17 protein-coding genes are annotated in these 17388 nt (G+C 69.1%); 6 read left to right on the top strand and 11 right to left on the bottom strand.

The features are described from left to right. Positions 1 to 149: 149 nt before the first annotated feature. Complete coding sequence (locus tag ABIE45_RS12280) at positions 150 to 443, top strand: hypothetical protein (RefSeq protein WP_192706967.1); 294 nt, start codon at positions 150 to 152, stop codon at positions 441 to 443. Further along, the gene (locus tag ABIE45_RS12275; RefSeq protein WP_192706966.1) at positions 440 to 637 is read left to right on the top strand and encodes a hypothetical protein; all 198 of its coding nucleotides are present in this window, start codon (positions 440 to 442) and stop codon (positions 635 to 637) included. The genes ABIE45_RS12280 and ABIE45_RS12275 overlap by 4 nt, the downstream gene beginning before the upstream one ends. 204 nt (positions 638 to 841) lie before the next feature. On the opposite strand, the gene adh is transcribed toward ABIE45_RS12275, so the two are convergent. The 6 genes from adh to ABIE45_RS12245 all read right to left on the bottom strand — a co-directional run bounded on the left by adh (position 842) and on the right by ABIE45_RS12245 (position 6291). Continuing rightward, the gene (gene adh / locus ABIE45_RS12270; RefSeq protein WP_192706965.1) at positions 842 to 2365 is read right to left on the bottom strand and encodes an aldehyde dehydrogenase; all 1524 of its coding nucleotides are present in this window, start codon (positions 2363 to 2365) and stop codon (positions 842 to 844) included. 338 nt (positions 2366 to 2703) lie between these two features. Continuing rightward, entirely contained in the window at positions 2704 to 3051 is a 348-nt protein-coding gene (locus tag ABIE45_RS12265; RefSeq protein WP_192706964.1) for a DUF3325 domain-containing protein, read from the bottom strand. Then, positions 3048 to 4571: a PepSY-associated TM helix domain-containing protein gene (locus tag ABIE45_RS12260; protein WP_373622318.1), complete on the bottom strand. Its 1524-nt coding sequence runs from the start codon at positions 4569 to 4571 to the stop codon at positions 3048 to 3050. The genes ABIE45_RS12265 and ABIE45_RS12260 overlap by 4 nt, the downstream gene beginning before the upstream one ends. Further along, the gene (locus ABIE45_RS12255; protein ID WP_192706963.1) at positions 4568 to 4879 is read right to left on the bottom strand and encodes an iron transporter; all 312 of its coding nucleotides are present in this window, start codon (positions 4877 to 4879) and stop codon (positions 4568 to 4570) included. The genes ABIE45_RS12260 and ABIE45_RS12255 overlap by 4 nt, the downstream gene beginning before the upstream one ends. 277 nt (positions 4880 to 5156) lie before the next feature. Next, positions 5157 to 5390, bottom strand: a complete 234-nt coding sequence (locus ABIE45_RS12250; protein WP_373622317.1) for a hypothetical protein — start codon at positions 5388 to 5390, stop codon at positions 5157 to 5159. A 118-nt stretch (positions 5391 to 5508) separates the two neighbouring features. Then, positions 5509 to 6291, bottom strand: a complete 783-nt coding sequence (locus ABIE45_RS12245) for a cold shock domain-containing protein (RefSeq protein ID WP_192706961.1) — start codon at positions 6289 to 6291, stop codon at positions 5509 to 5511. A 313-nt stretch (positions 6292 to 6604) separates the two neighbouring features. On the opposite strand from ABIE45_RS12245, the gene ABIE45_RS12240 reads away from it, so the two are divergent. The 4 genes from ABIE45_RS12240 to ABIE45_RS12225 all read left to right on the top strand — a co-directional run bounded on the left by ABIE45_RS12240 (position 6605) and on the right by ABIE45_RS12225 (position 9770). Next, positions 6605 to 7078: a response regulator gene (locus ABIE45_RS12240; RefSeq protein ID WP_012317168.1), complete on the top strand. Its 474-nt coding sequence runs from the start codon at positions 6605 to 6607 to the stop codon at positions 7076 to 7078. 109 nt (positions 7079 to 7187) lie between these two features. After that, positions 7188 to 8270: a Ppx/GppA phosphatase family protein gene (locus ABIE45_RS12235; RefSeq protein WP_192706960.1), complete on the top strand. Its 1083-nt coding sequence runs from the start codon at positions 7188 to 7190 to the stop codon at positions 8268 to 8270. Positions 8271 to 8280: 10 nt separating this feature from the next. Then, positions 8281 to 9006, top strand: coding sequence for an RlmE family RNA methyltransferase (locus ABIE45_RS12230; RefSeq protein ID WP_192706959.1), 726 nt, complete (start codon positions 8281 to 8283; stop codon positions 9004 to 9006). Between the two features lie 11 nt (positions 9007 to 9017). Further along, on the top strand, positions 9018 to 9770 hold the full coding sequence (locus ABIE45_RS12225) for a hypothetical protein (protein ID WP_192706958.1): 753 nt from the start codon (positions 9018 to 9020) through the stop codon (positions 9768 to 9770). Between the two features lie 76 nt (positions 9771 to 9846). Here the strand turns inward: ABIE45_RS12225 and ABIE45_RS12220 are convergent, their stop codons facing one another. From ABIE45_RS12220 to ABIE45_RS12200, 5 genes are all read right to left on the bottom strand, one after another. Continuing rightward, positions 9847 to 10911, bottom strand: a complete 1065-nt coding sequence (locus tag ABIE45_RS12220; protein ID WP_192706957.1) for a DUF4167 domain-containing protein — start codon at positions 10909 to 10911, stop codon at positions 9847 to 9849. A 420-nt stretch (positions 10912 to 11331) separates the two neighbouring features. Continuing rightward, positions 11332 to 12219, bottom strand: coding sequence for a peptide chain release factor N(5)-glutamine methyltransferase (gene prmC, locus ABIE45_RS12215; RefSeq protein WP_373622316.1), 888 nt, complete (start codon positions 12217 to 12219; stop codon positions 11332 to 11334). A 27-nt stretch (positions 12220 to 12246) separates the two neighbouring features. Beyond that, positions 12247 to 13332 (bottom strand): peptide chain release factor 1, encoded by a 1086-nt coding sequence (gene prfA / locus ABIE45_RS12210; protein WP_192706955.1) that lies wholly within the window; start codon positions 13330 to 13332, stop codon positions 12247 to 12249. 219 nt (positions 13333 to 13551) lie between these two features. Next, positions 13552 to 15813 carry a phosphoenolpyruvate--protein phosphotransferase gene (gene ptsP / locus ABIE45_RS12205; protein ID WP_192706954.1) on the bottom strand — a complete coding sequence of 754 codons (2262 nt, stop codon included), beginning with the start codon at positions 15811 to 15813 and terminating at the stop codon, positions 13552 to 13554. A 188-nt stretch (positions 15814 to 16001) separates the two neighbouring features. Then, entirely contained in the window at positions 16002 to 17237 is a 1236-nt protein-coding gene (locus tag ABIE45_RS12200) for an aspartate kinase (RefSeq protein WP_192706953.1), read from the bottom strand. Positions 17238 to 17388: the final 151 nt, after the last annotated feature.

The raw sequence follows: 17388 nt of genomic DNA, 5'->3' as shown, positions 1-17388 counted from the left end.
TACCTTGGATATGCGTCCGCGCGCCGGGATTTCCACATTCCCGCGGGCGGAATGGCCAAGCTGTTGCCGATCGACCCGTCCCGCGTTGCTCGCCAAGAATGCGTCCATTTCGGGCGCAGAAGGGAGAGCCGACCGGGCTGATCGACGCCATGACCCCATCACGAGCCCTCGCCCTCGCCCTCGTGTTCGCCGGCGTTGCTGCGACACCGGCCGGCGCCAACCCGCTGACGCTCCGCGTTCAGCCGCGCACCCAGCCGCTGTTCGTTCAGCACGCCTGGCACGTCGCCGGAAATCCGAACGTCACCCCGGACAACCCGATGGGCGTTGTCGGCTGGGATGGGCCGCCCGACGATGTTCCATCCGTCAGCGCCGATGCCGGTCCGATGCCGCCCGGCTCGATTGCCAGCGTGCCGTACGAAGGCTTCGGGTACGGTGTCTATTGAGCCGCCCGCTCGCCGCCCTGCTGTTCGCCGGACTGGCAAGCCCCCCTGCCCTGTCGCGCGAGGATGTCGACGCGCCGGCGCGGGAGGTCGAATTGCGAACATGCCTGAACCACCCCGCGCGGGTCGTCCCACGCGACGCCGTGATCGCGGACCGAGCGTCGTTCTGCGGCTGCTATGCCGACGGGGCGGTGTAGGCTCAGCTCTGGGAGTTCGGGAAGGGAGAGGCCAACGAAGGCGGGGAGGTTCGCCGGACGGTGGCGGACCGCACCATCAGCCTGCACGACCGGACATCGGCAGCGATCGCCGCGTCCTGCCTGAAGCGCTGACCGCGAGACTGTAAAAAGCCCCGGCTCTCAGGCCGGGGCGAAGTTGTCTCGGGGGTTGACCCGGGCAGAAGCTCAGAAGAAGCCGAGCTTCTTGGCCGAGTAGCTGACCAGCATGTTCTTGGTCTGCTGGTAGTGATCGAGCATCATCTTGTGGGTCTCGCGTCCAATGCCGGACTGCTTGTAGCCGCCGAAGGCCGCGTGGGCCGGGTAGGCGTGGTAGCAGTTCGTCCAGACGCGGCCGGCCTGGATGGCCCGGCCGAAGCGGTAGGCGCGGGTCCCGTCGCGGGTCCAGACGCCGGCGCCGAGACCGTAGAGCGTGTCGTTGGCAATCGAGAGCGCCTCGGCATCGTCCTTGAAGGTCGTGACCGACAGGACCGGCCCGAAGATCTCCTCCTGGAAGATGCGCATCTTGTTGTGGCCGCGGAACACCGTCGGCTTCACATAGAAGCCCTCGGCGAACTCGCCGTCCTTGACGTTGCGCTCACCGCCGGTGAGCAGCTGCGCGCCCTCCTGCCGGCCGATGTCGATGTAGGAGAGGATCTTCTCCATCTGCTCGCCCGAGGCCTGGGCGCCGATCATCGTGGCCGGATCGAGCGGCGAGCCCTGCGTGATTGCCTCGACCCGCTTCACCGCCCGCTCCATGAAGCGGTCGTAGATCGATTCGTGCACGAGCGCGCGGCTCGGGCAGGTGCAGACCTCGCCCTGGTTGAGGGCGAACATCGTGAAGCCTTCGAGGGCCTTGTCGAAGAAGTCGTCGTCCTCGTTCGCCACGTCGGCGAAGAAGATGTTCGGCGACTTGCCACCGAGCTCCAGCGTTACCGGAATCAGGTTCTGCGACGCGTACTGCATGATGAGGCGGCCGGTGGTCGTCTCACCCGTGAAGGCGATCTTGGCGATCCGCGGCGACGAGGCGAGCGGCTTGCCCGCCTCGAGGCCGAAGCCGTTGACGATGTTGAGCACGCCCGGCGGCAGCAGGTCGCCGATGATCTCCATCAGCACCAGCACGGAGGCCGGAGTCTGCTCCGCGGGCTTCAGCACCACGCAATTACCGGCGGCGAGCGCCGGGGCGAGCTTCCACACCGCCATCAGGATCGGGAAGTTCCACGGAATGATCTGGCCGACCACACCCAGCGGCTCATGGAAGTGATAGGCCACCGTGTCGTGGTCGATCTCGGAGATCGAGCCCTCCTGCGCCCGCACGCAGCCGGCGAAGTAGCGGAAATGGTCGATGGCGAGCGGGATGTCGGCGTGGGTCGTCTCGCGGATCGGCTTGCCGTTGTCCCAGGTCTCGGCCAGCGCGATCAGATCGAGGTTCTCCTCCATCCGGTCGGCCATCTTGAGGAGGATGCGGGCGCGCTCGGCCGGGGCAGTGCGGCCCCAGGCCTCCTTGGCCGCGTGAGCGGCGTCGAGCGCCTTCTCGACGTCCTGCGCGTCGGAGCGGGCGACCTCGCACACCACCTTGCCGGTGATCGGCGAGGTGTTCTCGAAGTAGCGGCCGGCCGCGGGCGCGACCCACTGGCCGCCGATGAAGTTCTCGTAGCGGGCCGAGAAGGGCGACTTGATCTTGGCGTCGCCGAGGAATTCCGGCTTGTTCATCGCTCTGTTTCCTCCGTAGGCCCCGGCCTCGCGAACCGCGGCTCTTGGGCGTTAGCTGGCGCCCGGGCGGCCGTTCAATCGGGCCGCATCCGGTTCCGCTGTGATCGCAGCCAATGGCTTTTGGCCGGTCGAATCAAGATGGACTTTTGGCCAGTGCGCGAGTGCGAGGATCCTACGCTCTTCCGATCGTGACCGCGAGGGGGACAATCCTCCTCGAAACCGCGAGCGCTCGAGGCCCATATTCGGGCAATCATTACGGACGGCGCGTAGACAAAAGACTGCGCTTCACGTCCGCTCGATGACGGTTGAGGCGCAGGAAATCTTCCGGCGCAGCGCACTCAATGCGGGAGCGCCAGAGGCAGCATGGCGGCGGCGAGCGGCAGCGCGACGAGGGCCGCCATCCGCAACCAGCCGGGCCGGTAGGCGATCAGCGCCACCACCGCGAGGGCCGAGGCAGTCAGGGACCCGACCCACTGGACCGGGCCAAACGCCCATCCGGACGATCCGACGGCCGCCGCGAAAGCCAGCGCGAGTCCGGACCAGCCCGCGGCGCGCAGGCCGCCGACCCGGCGCCTGGGAACCGGTGTTCGGAACGCGGCGCGGTGATGCCGATCCAGGCTCAGCGCGAGGGCCGCAAATCCCGAGAAGGCGAGGAGCAGGGTCAGCGCGTGTGCGGCCGTGGTCACGCCTGCGCCGTCCTGTGCAGGGCTGCCCCGGCGCTGCGGGGACTCAATGCGTGGCGGCGCGATGCCAGCCGAGCTGCCAGAAGCAGAAGGAGCCCCAGGGCCGACATGGCAAGGTCGAAGCCGAGGAAGCGCGCCTCGCCCACCGTCACGGCGTCGACAATCGGGATCGCGAGGAACGCGCAGCCGGCCAGACCGAGGGCGGCGGTCCAGGCCCGCGCACGCCGGTACAGGGCGGAGACGACAGCGGCGAGCAGCCAGGCCCCGAAGAAGCTTCGAACCTCCCAGTCAGCGCGGGCCTCCAGACCGAACGGCAGGACACGGTTGGCCAGGAAGTAGGCGGCGAGTCCGACCGGCAGCCCCCCAACGGTACCCAGATTGAGTACGCGCACGAGGCGCAGACCGAACCCTTCGGGATCGCTCTCCTTCGGAGCCCGCGCCACGGTCCAGAGCACGAGGCCGCTGGCGACCGTCGCCGCGCCCATGACGCCGCAGAGAAAGAACAGGAGACGCAGGGGCGCGGCGGCGAAATGCGCCTCGTGGAGCCCGGCCATGACCGCACCCGTTCGGGTTGCAGCCCCGGCCTCGCCGACACGCCCGATCTCGGCGCCGGTATCGGCTGCATAGGCGATCTGCGGGTGCAGGTGCGCGAGGCCGTGGGGCTCCTCGAAATACGCCGTGGCCGTCGCACCGGCGTCGCCCGGCATCGACACCATGAGCACTTCCGGCATCTCGCCACGGGCCGCGACCGCCCGCGCCACGATCTCGCCGAGCGGCAGCAGGGCGCCCGGCCGTCCCTGAGGCGCCCGGCCCGGCGTCATGAGACCCGCCTCGGCATAGTAGCGGAGCGCGTCCTCGCCGTAGACGGTCCTGACGCCCCAGGGCATCAGCATCGACGCCAGGGTGACCAGCCCCGTATAGACGATCATCAGATGGAACGGCAGCGCCAGCACGCCCGTCACGTTGTGGGCGTCGAGCCACCCCCGCTGAGCCGAGCGTTCGCGCCGGAAGGTGAAGAAATCCACGAAGATGCGCCGATGTGTGACGATCCCCGAGATCAGCGCGATCAGCAGGATCATCGCGCAGGCCGAGACGATCCAGCGCCCCCAGATCGGCGGCAGGTTCAATTCGAAATGGAAGCGGTAGAGGAAGTCGCCGCCGCGCGTGTCGCGCGCCCGCGACGGCTCACCCGTGGCGGGATCGAGAAGCGCGTGGTGAAAGGGGCCGACCGGGCTCTGCCACCAATAGACTTCGACGGCCGGGTTTTCGGCATTCGGCAGCCGCACGGACCAGCCCGCCGCGTCCGCCATCGTCTTCTGCAGGAACGTGCCGGCGCGCGTGGCTGCCGCAACCGGGTCCGGCGCCGCGTCGGTCAGTTCCGGACGCATCCACTGCGAGATCTCAGTGCGATAGTAGCTGGCCGTACCGGTCACGAAGATCGCGAACAGCACCCATCCGACTACCAGGCCGGACCACGTATGCAGCCAGGCCATGGACTGCCGGACGCTTCGAACTCGGCTCACGTGGGAACTCCGGCCGAGAAGGCTCCCGCGAGCCACAGCGCACAGATCATCGCCGCTGCCGGGACCGCCAGACCCAGCGCCGCTCGGGCCAGCGTCCGCGCCGCGAAGACCCAGATAATCACCGCGGCCATGATGGCGAAGCTTACGAGAGTCGCGGCGGACACAGCTTCGGCCTTCGGGCCGGGCAGGCTGACGGCGAGCAGCGCGGTCGCGAGCGCGGCGACGGCGTAGCCGCCCAAAGCCGCCAGGAGCACACGGCCTCCGACCGCGATCCGGTCGGCGAGCTTCGGCGTCGCGCGGGCGCTCATCGCACCACCTCTCGTTTCCGTGAGCCCATGGCGCGACCTAGCAGCGGCCGCCGCGACGGTGCAACGTCTATGTTCCGGAACGATTCTAGTGTGAGATGAGGCGCTTAAGGTGGCCGGCCGCTATGTCGTTGGCGCCGTTATCCCGCCGTCAGTCGCAACGCTTCGAGCAACGGCAAATCGGAGGCCCGAGATCTGCTGAGCGAATCTGCGAGGACGCAAAGGCTACTTCCCGGTGCGGTCGCTGATCTCGGAACAGGATCAATGGACCAGCCTGGCCTCAGCGCTTCGACGAGCCGCCAGCATCGCGCATTCGGAGCGCCGCGGCCGCATCGCGTGCGCTGGGCGGCAGCTCACTCCCGGGACCGGGCTTGGCCGCCTCGTATCCGGTGCTGGGTAAAGTCCCGGTCCTGTCGCGGCCGTGACCGACGGCATAGCCCGCGTTGATGCCCGCGTAGAAGCCGGAAAAGTCTTCCGCGCGCGCCGAACCCGCAAGCACGAGCAGAACGGACAACAGGACAACACGGCGCATGGCGGACCTGACATGAAGAGGGCGGCGGCTCCGCTTAAGGAGCCGCCGCCCTGAAGTCTTCGTCGTGGATCACGGCCGGAAAGCAGCCGGCGCGATCCCGTCAGTCCTCGACGTTGATGCTCTGCGCTTCGCGACCCTTCTGGCCCTCGACCACGCCAAGCGTGACCTGCTGCCCCTCTGCCAGCGAGTCGAGGCCGGCCCGCGACAGGGCAGAACGGTGGACGAAAACGTCCTTGCCGCCGTCGTTGACCGAGACAAAGCCGAAGCCCTTGGCAGGGTCATACCACTTGACGGTACCGCTCATCTCGACAGAGGGGCCGCCAGCCGAGCGGCCACCGCCACCGCCGCCATAACCACCGCCGCCGCCGCCGTAGCCGCCACCACCGCCGCCGCCACCGCCGTAGCCGCCACCACCGCCGCCGCCGAAGCCGCCGGTGCGCGGACGGAATTCGCGACGCGGCGCGGGCGCCTCGGCCGTGGAGGTGTCGACGCTCGTCACGCTGGTGACCTGCGGACCCTTCTGGCCCTGGGCCGTCGTCACCGTCAGCCGGGTACCCGGCTGCAGGTCATCGTGGCCGGCCGCCTCTACGGCGCGGATGTGGAGGAAGGCATCGCCCGAACCGTCGCCGAGTTCGACGAAGCCGAAGCCCTTCTCCTTGTTGAACCACTTAACCGTGGCATCGCGCTCCGGCCCGGACGCGACCGGTGCTGCACCACGCGACGGGCCGCGGTCGAAACCGCCCCCACCGAAACCGCCGCCGCCGCCACCGAAGCCGCCGCCGCCGTATCCGCCGCTGGGGGGAGCTTGGTCAGGCCATCTCGGCTCGCCACCCTCGTCGAAGCCGCGCTTCTGCGGCCCCCTGAAATCACGACCACGTCCCATAGAAAGCTCGCAAAAACCGTCCGCCGCCCTTGTCTCGAATACCGCGTGCGCGCCATCCCAGACAGCCCACGCCCCGCACTATCATTACCCCAGGTCGCGGTAACCAAGAATAACGCCCTAGTCCTGACGCAATCGGGCCTTGACCGCAAGGACCTTCTTGGCCCAGACGCCCTCGTTTCGTTACTTTCTTGCGGCAAACAACGCAGGCGGGCCTGCTCACGCGATGGCCTTTCTCATTCGACGGAACGCGTTAGCGAAACGCAAACGCTGACCGGGCTAGACTCGCCGCCATGTCCCGCAATGCCGGCCGGCCATGATCGCGACTCCGACCTTTCCCGATCTTTCGGCCCTCGTTGTCGACGAGAGCCTCTATATCCGCCGAATCGTCCGCGACATGCTGATGCGCGTGGGCATCAAGCGCGTGCTCGAAGCGCCGGACGGGGCCGAGGCACTCGGCGTGCTGGCGGAGAGCAAGCCCGACATCAGCATCATCGACTGGGACTTGTCGATCCTCTCGGGCGAGGAGTTCATCCGCCTCGCGCGCACGCCGACGACCTCGCCCTGCCCCACGATCCCGATCATCCTGATGCTGGCCCAGCCCCGCCGGAACGTGGTCGACCGTGCCGTGGCACTCGGGGTCAACGAGATCATCGCCAAGCCGTTTTCGCCCAAGACCCTGTGGTCGCGCCTGGACGAGGTGATCAACCGGCCGCGACCCTACTCACAGGTGAAGAGCCTCCTGCGCCCGATCCCGCGGCGCGCCAGCGCGATGAAGGCCGTCGCCTGATCGCCAATGCGATCGGACGTTGCAGTTCCCGACCGAGCCTGTAGGGTCAGACGCAACAAAGGCCGAGCGTCGCGCTCCCGGCCGACCCAAAGGATCGACGGCCGCGCCGATGAGGGACGAGTCCGCCGCGGCCGCGCCGTCCCGAATCCAGACCGGCGCCGCGCCGCTCCAGCATCCAGGCCCGCTTCCGGGCCGTGAGCGTCGTCGTGCCACCTACGCGGCGCTCGACCTCGGCACCAACAATTGCCGACTGCTGATCGCCAAGCCGACCTTCAGCGGCTTCCGGGTGATCGACGCCTTCTCGCGTATCGTGCGCCTCGGCGAGGGTCTCGGGACCTCCGATCGGCTGAGCGAGGCTGCGATCGAGCGCACCGTCGAGGCCCTGCGCATCTGCCGAACCAAGATGCAGACCCGCGGCGTGCAGCGCGCCAAGGTGATCGCCACGGAGGCGTGCCGTCTCGCGGTGAACGGGGCGGCCTTCGTCGACCGCGTCCGCCGCGGCGTCGGCCTCGACCTCGAGATCGTCGATCGGCAGACCGAGGCCTATCTCGCCGTCACCGGCTGCGCGGCGCTCGCGGACCCGCTTGCCGAATCTGTCGTGATCTTCGATATCGGCGGCGGCTCCACCGAGATCGCGTGGCTCGACGGCGCGGCGGCCAATCCCTCCACCGACCCGACCCTGCGCATCAGGGCCTGGGATTCCTTGCCCGTCGGGGTTGTCACCCTGGCCGAGCGCCACGGCGGCGCCGAGGTCACCCGGCGCATGTTCGAGGGCATGGTCGAGGAAGTGGCCGAGAAGCTGTCGGCCTTCGCGCTGCGCGCTGCGGCCGCCGCCACGGCACCCCATTTCCACCTGCTCGGCACGTCCGGCACGGTGACGACGATCGCCGCGATGCATCTGCGGCTGGCGCGCTACGAGCGGCGGCGGGTTGATGGGCTGTGGATGCAGGACGACGAGGTCACCACCGCAATCGATGACCTGCTCGACACGCGGCTCGAACAGCGGGCCGACAACCCTTGCATCGGCCGCGACCGGGCCGATCTCGTTCTGGCGGGCTGCGCGATCCTGGAAGCGATCCGTCGGGCGTTCCCATCCGAGCGCCTGCGCATCGCCGACCGAGGCCTGCGCGAAGGCTTGCTGATGAACATGATGCGGGAGGACGGGGTCTGGAACCGGAAAGCGGTGCGATGAAGGTGTCGCGATGAGCGATCGGCGCGGCGGCGCGAGTTCCGGCGGCGGCGTGCGCGGGGAGCTGAAGCAGCGGGTGAAAACCGGCCGCGGGCGAACCCTGTCGCAGAAGCGCTGGCTGGAGCGCCAGCTCAATGACCCCTACGTGGCGCGGGCCAAGCGCGAGGGCTATCGGTCGCGGGCGGCCTACAAGCTGCTGGAGATCGATGAGCGCTACAAGCTGCTCAAGCCCGGTCAGAAGATCGTCGATCTGGGCGCCGCTCCCGGCGGCTGGTCGCAGGTCGCCGCGCGGGTTGTGGGCCCGTCGGGCCGGGTCGTCGGCATCGACCTCCTGGAGATCGAGCCGATGGCCGGGGTCGAGTTCATCACCCTGGACTTTCTCAATCCCGAGGCACCGGCCAAACTCACCGACATGCTCGGCGGCCCGGCCGACGTCGTGATGTCCGACATGGCCGCCAACGCCACGGGTCACAAGAAGACCGATCACCTGCGCATCATCGGCTTGGCCGAGACCGCCGCGGAATTCGCCCGCGAGATCCTGGGGCCGGGCGGCGCCTACCTCGCGAAGGTGCTCCAGGGCGGGACCGAGGGCGCGCTGCTTACCGATCTGAAGCGCGACTTCGCCCTCGTCCGCCACGTGAAGCCGGCGGCGAGCCGTGCCGATTCGAGCGAGCTCTACGTGCTGGCGACCGGCTATCGCGGGACAGCGGCGCGGGCACCGGAACCGGACGAGGTCTGACCCGGCCGGCGATGCTGCTCGCCTGGGCGCTGTCGCTTCTCAATCCCGCGCCGCTGCGCCTGCGCCGGCTCGGCTATGTCCGGCAGAGCGGCCTGCTCCACGCCCGATCGCGTCGCTGCCGCGCCGCCTGGGCGCCGCATCTGGCGAACGCGCGCGGCATCGTCGCGGCGGCCGCGGAGACGACCCGGGGGCGGCGCCATGCCGTCGTGCTCGGTTCCGGGCTCCTCGACGACATACCGCTCGCGATCCTGGCCCAACTGTTCGGGCGGATCAGCCTGGTCGACGCGGTTCATCCCTGGCCGACGCGGCTTGCCGCACGCCGCTATCGGAACGTCGCGCTGAAGACCGCGGAGATCAGCGCCGGTTCGGCGGGGGATTGGGCCGAGGCCTGTGCGGATGCCGACCTGATCGTCTCGGCCAACCTGCTCTCGCAACTCCCCATCGTGCCGCTCGACGCCTACGAGGCCCGGGGTCGCGAGGCGCCGCCGCATCTCGGACGGCACATCATCGAGGCGCATCTTGCCACGCTGAACACCCTCGCCGAACAGGCCGAGCGCGTGTGCCTGATCACCGATACGGTGCAGCGTACAGAGGACCGCGCCGGCCAGATTACCAACAGCCTCGACCTGATGTTCGGCGTCGCCCTGCCCCGACCCGAGGCGGCTTGGGATTGGGAAATCGCGCCCTTCGGCGAGATCGGGCAGCGGCATCGCCTGGTTCACCAAGTCCAAGCCTATCCGGACTGGCGCGCGGCGCGCGCCTGACGGCCGCGCGAAGAAAAGGCCGCCCCGGTTGCCCGGGACGGCCCTGTCAATCACGCGACGTCGAACGGCCGTGCGCCTACTCGTTCGGCACATCCTCGGCGGCCGTCCCGGCGCCACCCTCCTCCGCGGCGACGCTCTCGAAGCGCGGCCGGCGGCGGCGGCGGGGCTTGGCGGCCGGTGCCTCGTCGGCGGGGACCTCCGGCTCGGCGGAGACCGGCGGCTCGGCCGCCGGGGCGGGCCGAGGCGGGGTCATCAGGAAAGCCGGCAGGCCTGCCGGATCCTCGGCGACCGCCACGGGCGCAGCCTCGCGGCGGCGCTCCCGGCGCGGCGCCGGCTCGCCCTGGCGCACGGCCTCGCCGCGAGGCGCGCGCTCAGGCCGGCCTTCCGGACGAGCCTCCTGCCGGTTGTCGGACCGGGGATTTTCGCCGCGGCCATTGTCGTAGCGGCCCTGATCGCCCCGGTTGTCGGCACGATTGTCCTGCCGCGCGTCGGACCGGTTCTCCTGGCGATTATCCAGCCGGTCCTGCCGATTCTCTTGGCGATTATCCTGCCGGTCCTGCCGGTAATCGGGACGGCCGTAATCCTGGCGGTCCTGACGGTCCTGGCGGAAATCCTGCCGCGGATAATCCTGGCGCTGGTAATCCTGACGCGGCTGATCCTGCCGCCGGAAATCCTGCCGCCCGTTGTTGTCGAACCGACGTTGGTCGCGGTTCTGGAACCGGTCCCGGCCCTGTCGACCGTCCTGGTTCAGGTCCGGACGATTCTCGTAGGGCTGCGGCTGCTGACCGGGATCGCCCTCGTCGTAGCCGTTATAGGCGTGGCCGTTCTGGGACGGGCCGTTGCCCTGACCCTCGTCGTCGCCCTCGTCCATCTCGTCGTCGTAGGGCCGGCTGGCATAGCCGCCGGTATTGGCCGGGCGGTTCTGCTCCTGAGCGCCGGACACGATCCGGAAGTAGTGCTCACCGTGCTGGAAGTAGTTCTCGGCCGCCACGGGGTCGCCCGCCGCCAGCGCGTCGCGTGCGAGCTGCGCGTACTTGTCCGCGATGTGCTGCGCGGTGCCGCGAATTTTGACGTCGGGACCGTTGGATTCGTACGAACGCGTTAGCGGATTCGGACCCTTCGGCCGATTCCGGCCGCGCATCCGTCGATTCTGGTTTGGTCTCATCGGTCTGTAATGACCCTCGTTCACGCAAACGACTGTTTTTGGAGGCGCCCGTCTCAGGATCTCGTGACGCACTCCGGCCAAGCGCACCCGGCGGCGCCGCGCGTGCAGCCGCTTTGCGACCGGCGCGCCTGTCTGACCATCCCTCGCATCGCGCCCGGACCTGACGCCGGCAACCAGTCGATTGTCAGATTCGAATGCCGTCAAACCGCCGCGCGATCACAGGCGCGCTCTGATTCAACGTCTCTGGGGGATCAGCGAACCCGTCGGCGACACGCGGTCGCCACCAACCATATGGTCGTCCGTCTTAACGAACCGTTCGCGATCTTCAAGCCGACTCTAGCGTTCCGCGGTTGATGCAACAAGAGTTTTTTCGGTGCCGGGATCGTCCGCCGACACTTAGGCATCCCTGTGGCCTGAGAGAAGACCCTCCCGCAGGCCGAAGCTCAGAACCCTGTCGTGGCCGGCAAGATCGCGGATCAGGCCCCGTTCGCTGAAACCGCTCGCCTGCGCGAGCGCCCGCACCGTCTCGGCCTGGTCGTAGCCGATCTCGACGGCGAGCGTACCGCCCGCGGCAAGCAACGCCCGCGTGCCAATCCCATCCAGGATACGCCGATAGGCTTGAAGCCCGTCCGGGCCGCCGTCGAGGGCGGCGATCGGATCGTGGTCCCGCACCTCCCGCTGGAGCGTCGCGATCACCTTCCGCCCGATATAGGGGGGATTCGACACGATGAGGTCGAAGGAGCTTTGCGCTGCGTCGCACCAATCTCCGACGAAAAAGGCAGCCCGGTCGCCGACCCCGTTCGCGGCGGCATTGTGCCGGGCCTCCGCCACCGCCGCCTCGGAGCGGTCGACGCCGATGCCGAACGCGCCGGGCAGTTCGGACAGGAGCGCCGTAAGAATACATCCTGACCCGGTGCCGAGATCGAGGCAGCGCAGGGGCGACGTTCGGTCGGCGACGGCAGCGAGGGCGACCTCCACCAAGATCTCGGTATCCGGGCGGGGCACGAGCGTCTCGGGTGCGAGCCGGAATGGCAGCCCCCAGAACTCCCAGGCGCCGAGGATGCGGGCGACGGGCTCTCCGGCGAGCCGCCGGGTCAAGGCGGCGTCGAAGGATGCCGCCTCGTCCGGGTCGAGGACTTTGTCACCGTGGAGGACGAGGTCGCGGGTCTCCAGGCCCAAAACACCGAGGAGGAGGAACCGGGCATCGCCGGCCGCCTCCGCGATGCCGCCGTCGGCCAGAAGTGCCGATCCGCGCCGGAGTGCGGCGCGGGCGCGACAAGCCAAGGCTCGACCCGGACGTCACGGCGCCGCTCAGGCCATGCCTTCGGCGGCCAGCAGTTCCGCCTGATGCTCGGTGATCAGCGCGTCCACCACCTCGTCGAGGGCGGTCCCGGCCATCACCTCCTCGAGCTTGTAGAGGGTCAGGTTGATGCGGTGATCGGTGACCCGCCCTTGCGGGAAGTTGTAGGTGCGGATCCGCTCGCTGCGGTCGCCGGAGCCGACCTGCGCCTTGCGGTCGGCGGCGCGGGCCGAATCCTTGGCGTTGCGTTCGGCGTCGTAGAGCCGGGCGCGCAGCAGCGCCATCGCGCGGGCGCGATTCTTGTGCTGCGACCGCTCCTCCTGAACGAACACCACGATACCGGTCGGCAGGTGCGTGATGCGGATCGCCGATTCGGTCTTGTTGACGTGCTGCCCGCCGGCACCCTGCGCGCGCATCGTATCGATCTTCAGATCGGCATCGTTGACGACGATGTCGACATCCTCCGCCTCGGGCAGCACAGCCACTGTGGCGGCCGAGGTATGGATGCGCCCCTGCGTCTCGGTATCAGGTACGCGCTGCACCCGATGCGCGCCGCTCTCGAATTTCAACCGCGCGAAGACGCCCCGGCCCTTCACCTCGGCCACGACCTCGCGGAAGCCGCCGACGGTTCCCTCGCTCTCGGAGATCACCTCGACGCGCCAACCCTTCGACTCGGCGTATTTCGCGTACATGCGGAACAGGTCGCCGGCGAACAGGGCGGCCTCGTCGCCGCCCGTGCCGGCGCGAACTTCCAGGATGGCGCTCTTCTCGTCCGCCGCATCCTTCGGGAGGAGCAGGAGCTGGAGCGCGCGGTGCGCGTCCTCCAGCTGTTCCTGGGCGTCCGGCTTCTCCTCGGCCGCGAGCGCCCGCATCTCGGAATCGGTGCCGGGCTCGTCGATCAGCGCTTCGAGGCCTGCCAGATTCTCCAGGGATGCCCGATAGACGCGGATCGCCGCCACAACTGGATCGAGGTCGGACAGCTCGCGCGAGAGCTGGACCACCAGCTCGGGATCGATCTCGCCCGAGCCGAGCTGCGCGGTGACGATATCGTGCCGCGCCAGGATGGCGTCGAGGCGCTCAGTTGGAAAGGGGATCATCGCCCGTGTTTCTAAAGGTCTGCGCGCGGCGGTCAGTGCCGGACGCGGGTCATGTCTCGGGCGGGAGAGGGTGTGGCTCGGAGGGTTCTCGACCCGGCAAGACTTCCCCCTTCCCACGCCTGTTCCGTTCGAGAGCGGAAGCCGTGGCGCGTCGACCGAGATCGTCGTGGCGTTGCCGTACAACCCCGGCCGAATGTTCGGCAAGGGTCGCGTACGCGCTTAGATAGGGACGCCGTTGGCGTGTGCGAAGGCGGTGAGCGCCGGCCGCAGGGAATCGCCATCGTGCATGCGCGACATCTCCGCATCGATCAGCTCGGCCACGGCCCGCGCCTCGAGGCTGAGCACCATCGCCTTGACCGGACCGATGGCGGCCGGCGACATCGACAGGTCGCGGTAGCCGAGGCCGATCAGCGCCATGGCGTCGAGGGGTCGCCCGCCGATCTCGCCGCAGACCGTCACCGGGCAGCCGGCGGCGTTCGCCCGCTCGGCGATCAGCCGGAAGGCCCTGAGCGCCGCGACGCTGAGCGGGTCGAAGCGGTCGGCGACGCGGCGGTTCTCGCGATCCACCGCGAACAGGAACTGCATCAGGTCGTTCGAGCCCACGGAGAGGAAGTCGGCCTCGCGGGCGATCTCGTCGATCTGGAACAGGAGCGAGGGCACCTCGATCATGGCGCCGAGCCGGCACTCGGTCGGGAGCCGGTAGCCGTGGCGCTTCAGATAGGCCTTCTCGCGCTCGACGATGCCTCGGGCGCGGACGAACTCGTCGACCGTCGCGACCATCGGGAACATGATCTTGAGCGGGTCGCCGTCGGCGGCCTTCAGAAGGGCGCGCAGCTGCATGCGCAGCAGGGCCGGCCGGTCGAGGCCGATCCGGATCGCCCGCCATCCGAGCGCCGGGTTCTCCTCCTCGAGCTTGGCCATGTACGGGAGGATCTTGTCACCGCCGATATCCAGGGTGCGGACCGTGACGGATTTCCCCGCCGAGGCCGCGAAGACCTTGCGGTACAGCTCCTCCTGCTCGGCGGCCGAGGGCATGCGCTGCGCGACCATGAATTGCAGTTCGGTGCGGAAGAGGCCGACCCCCTCGGCACCGGTCTCCTGAAGGTGGCTGAAATCGACCAGCAGGCCGGCATTGAGATGCAGGCCGACGCGCACGCCGTCACGGGTCTGGGCCGGGACGTCGCGCAGCGCCCGGTACTGCTCCTGCCTACGGGCACGCAGGCGCACCATCTCGGCATAGGCGGCCTCGACCTCGGGCCCGGGCCGGACGTGGATCTCGCCGGCCACGCCGTCGACGATGATGGCATCGCCGGCATCGCACAGGGCCGTGGCGTTCTCGACCTCGCCGACCGCCGGGATGCCGAGCGCCCGCGCGACGATGGCGACGTGGCTGGTCGGACCGCCCTCCTCCAGGACGATGCCGCGCAGCGTCGAGGCCTCGTAGTCGAGGAGGGCCGCCGGCCCCATGGTGCGCGCCACCAGGATGGCATTCTCCGGTAGCACGACCGTGCCCGTTGCCTCGGAGCCGATCAGCGTGCGCAGAAGCCGGTTGGCGAGGTCGTCGAGATCGTGCAGCCGTTCGCGCAGGTACGGATCGGATTGCCGCATCATCCGGGCGCGGTTGTCCGACTGGACCCGCTCCACGGCAGCCTCGGCGGTGAGACCCGAGGCCACGGCCTCGCGCATACGCCGGAGCCAGCCCTTGTCGTGGGCGAACATGCGGACCGTTTCGAGGACTTCCCGCGACTCGGCGGTGCCGATCCGGTCGCCGCGCTCCACCAACGCGTCGATCGCGGAGCGGACCTCCTCGATCGCCTCGTCGAGGCGGGCGACCTCGCGATCGACGTTCTCGGCGATCAGGGTCTTCACCACGACGCGGGGCTCGTGCAGGACCACGTAGCCGAGGCCGATACCGTCGGCGAGCGCGATGCCGCGCGACAGCACGGGCCGTCGGGCCGCCGTGCCGGCATCCGGCGCCAAGCCCTCCAGCTCGCCCGAGGCGATCATCTCCGAGAGCACCATGGCGGTGGTCTGGAGCGCCTCGATCTCCTCCTCGGAGTAGACCCGGTAGGTCTTGTTCTGGACCGTCAGGACGCCGAGCGTGTTGCCGGCCCGCAGGAGCGGCACGCCCAGGAAGGCGTGGTAGGCCTCTTCGCCCGTCTCCGGCCGGTACGAGAAGGCCGGGTGGTTCTGCGCGTCGGACAGGGAGAGCGGCTCGGCCGTGCGCGCGATCAGGCCGACGAGGCCCTCGTCGGTGCGCATCCGGGTCTGGTGGACCGCCTCGCGGTTCAGACCTTCGGTGGCGAACAGCTCGAGGGAGTTGTCATCCCGCAGCACGTAGACCGAGCAGACCTCGGCCACGACGTTGGCGGCGATCAGGACGACGATCCGGTCGAGGCGCGCCTGAGGGCTGACCGGCTCCGCCATCGCTTCGCGGAGGCGGCGCAGCAGCAGGCGCGGGCCTCCGGGCGCAGCGGGCATCGGTTCGTCGTTCCAGCGTTGGTGAGTGGCCTTGGCGTCGACCACCCTGCAACCTTGGCGCCAAGTTCGGGACGGCCGGCGCCGGATGGACCGTGCCGCTAGGCCCAGAGGCGCTCTGGATCCCACGGACCGGCCCGTGACTGTTCAGTTCAAACCGCGCGACCCGCTCGAAACCGCGTCGTCCAGGTTCAGGCCTGATCGAGGCCGTATAGCGAGTGAAGCGTGCGAACGGCAAGCTCCGTATAGGCAGCATCGATCAGCACGGAGAACTTGATCTCCGACGTCGTGATCGCGCGGATGTTGATTCCCTTCTCGGCGAGAGCGCGGAAGGCCTTCGCGGCGACCCCCGCGTGGCTGCGCATGCCGACGCCGATCGCCGACACCTTCACGACGTCGGTGGCGCCCTCGATCTGCGCGTAGCCGATCTGCGTGCGGGCCTCGTCGAGGATCTTCCGGGCACGCTCATACTCAGCGGACGGGACGGTGAAGGTCATGTCGGTGGTCGACTGGTCCCCCGACACGGTCTGGATGATCATGTCGACGTTGATGTTGGCGTCGGCGAGCGGGCCGAAGATCGCCGCAGCCACGCCGGGGCTGTCCTTGACCTTGCGCAGGGTGATCTGCGCCTCGTCCCGGGAGAAGGCGATCCCGGTGATGATCTGCTGTTCCACGATGTCGTCCTCGTCGCAGATGAGGGTGCCCGGACGCGCGGCGTCCGGCGGATCGAAGGAGGACCGGACCGTGGTCGGCACACGGTGGACCATGGCGAGTTCCACCGAGCGGACCTGCAGCACCTTGGCCCCCAGCGAGGCCATCTCCAGCATCTCTTCGAAGGTCACCCGCTCCATGCGCTGGGCCTTCGGCACGATGCGCGGATCGGTCGTGTAGACCCCGTCGACATCGGTGTAGATGTCGCAGCGCTCGGCGCCGATCGCGGCCGCCACGGCCACCGCCGAGGTGTCCGATCCGCCGCGCCCGAGGGTGGTGACCCGGCCGGTCTCGGCGTGGATCCCCTGGAAGCCGGCGATCACCGCCACCTCGCCCTGGGCGAACCCCGCCGCGAGGTTCTTCGGGTCGATCTCGGCGATGCGCGCCGAGCCGTGCGCGTCCGAGGTGATCACGGGAATCTGCCAGCCTTGCCAGGAGCGGGCCTTGATCCCGTCCTTCTGGAGCGCGATCGCCAGGAGGCCCGCGGTGACGAGCTCACCCGAGGCGACGACGGCATCGTACTCGCGCGGATCGTAGAGCGGGTTGGCGTCCTTGACCCAGTCGACCAGCTCGTTGGTCTTGCCCGACATGGCGGACACGATCACCGCGACGTCATAGCCGGCCGCCACCTCGCGGGCGACGTGGCGCGCCACGTTGCGGATGCGGTCGACGGTGGCGACGGACGTGCCGCCGAATTTCATCACCAGACGGGGCATGGTCTCTTGATCGCGGGTTCCCGGTGGCGACTGGACGGAGCGCTTCAGCCCGGCCCGGACGGTGCCCGGCGGGTACAAGCGGCTCGGTAGAGTGTCAACAACCTGCCAAGCATGGCGCCCGCGCGCCGCGGCGACTTCCAGCGCGCCCGCG

Origin of the sequence: Methylobacterium sp. OAE515 (assembly GCF_041806315.1) — a bacterium.
In the GTDB taxonomy this organism is placed as follows: Bacteria; Pseudomonadota; Alphaproteobacteria; order Rhizobiales; family Beijerinckiaceae; genus Methylobacterium; species Methylobacterium tardum.
Note: the sequence above shows the minus strand (reverse complement) of the source record. Positions and strands in the feature narration are given on the sequence as shown.

Excerpts from the sequence above, each read along its gene's own strand:
- ABIE45_RS12280 (WP_192706967.1), top strand. The coding sequence starts at position 150 with ATGACCCCATCACGAGCCCTCGCCCTCGCCCTCGTGTTCGCCGGCGTT.
- adh (WP_192706965.1), bottom strand. The coding sequence starts at position 2,365 with ATGAACAAGCCGGAATTCCTCGGCGACGCCAAGATCAAGTCGCCCTTC.
- ABIE45_RS12255 (WP_192706963.1), bottom strand. The coding sequence starts at position 4,879 with ATGAGCGCCCGCGCGACGCCGAAGCTCGCCGACCGGATCGCGGTCGGA.
- ABIE45_RS12245 (WP_192706961.1), bottom strand. The coding sequence starts at position 6,291 with ATGGGACGTGGTCGTGATTTCAGGGGGCCGCAGAAGCGCGGCTTCGAC.
- ABIE45_RS12240 (WP_012317168.1), top strand. The coding sequence starts at position 6,605 with ATGATCGCGACTCCGACCTTTCCCGATCTTTCGGCCCTCGTTGTCGAC.
- ABIE45_RS12235 (WP_192706960.1), top strand. The coding sequence starts at position 7,188 with ATGAGGGACGAGTCCGCCGCGGCCGCGCCGTCCCGAATCCAGACCGGC.
- ABIE45_RS12230 (WP_192706959.1), top strand. The coding sequence starts at position 8,281 with ATGAGCGATCGGCGCGGCGGCGCGAGTTCCGGCGGCGGCGTGCGCGGG.
- ABIE45_RS12225 (WP_192706958.1), top strand. The coding sequence starts at position 9,018 with ATGCTGCTCGCCTGGGCGCTGTCGCTTCTCAATCCCGCGCCGCTGCGC.
- ABIE45_RS12220 (WP_192706957.1), bottom strand. The coding sequence starts at position 10,911 with ATGCGCGGCCGGAATCGGCCGAAGGGTCCGAATCCGCTAACGCGTTCG.
- prfA (WP_192706955.1), bottom strand. The coding sequence starts at position 13,332 with ATGATCCCCTTTCCAACTGAGCGCCTCGACGCCATCCTGGCGCGGCAC.
- ptsP (WP_192706954.1), bottom strand. The coding sequence starts at position 15,813 with ATGCCCGCTGCGCCCGGAGGCCCGCGCCTGCTGCTGCGCCGCCTCCGC.
- ABIE45_RS12200 (WP_192706953.1), bottom strand. The coding sequence starts at position 17,237 with ATGCCCCGTCTGGTGATGAAATTCGGCGGCACGTCCGTCGCCACCGTC.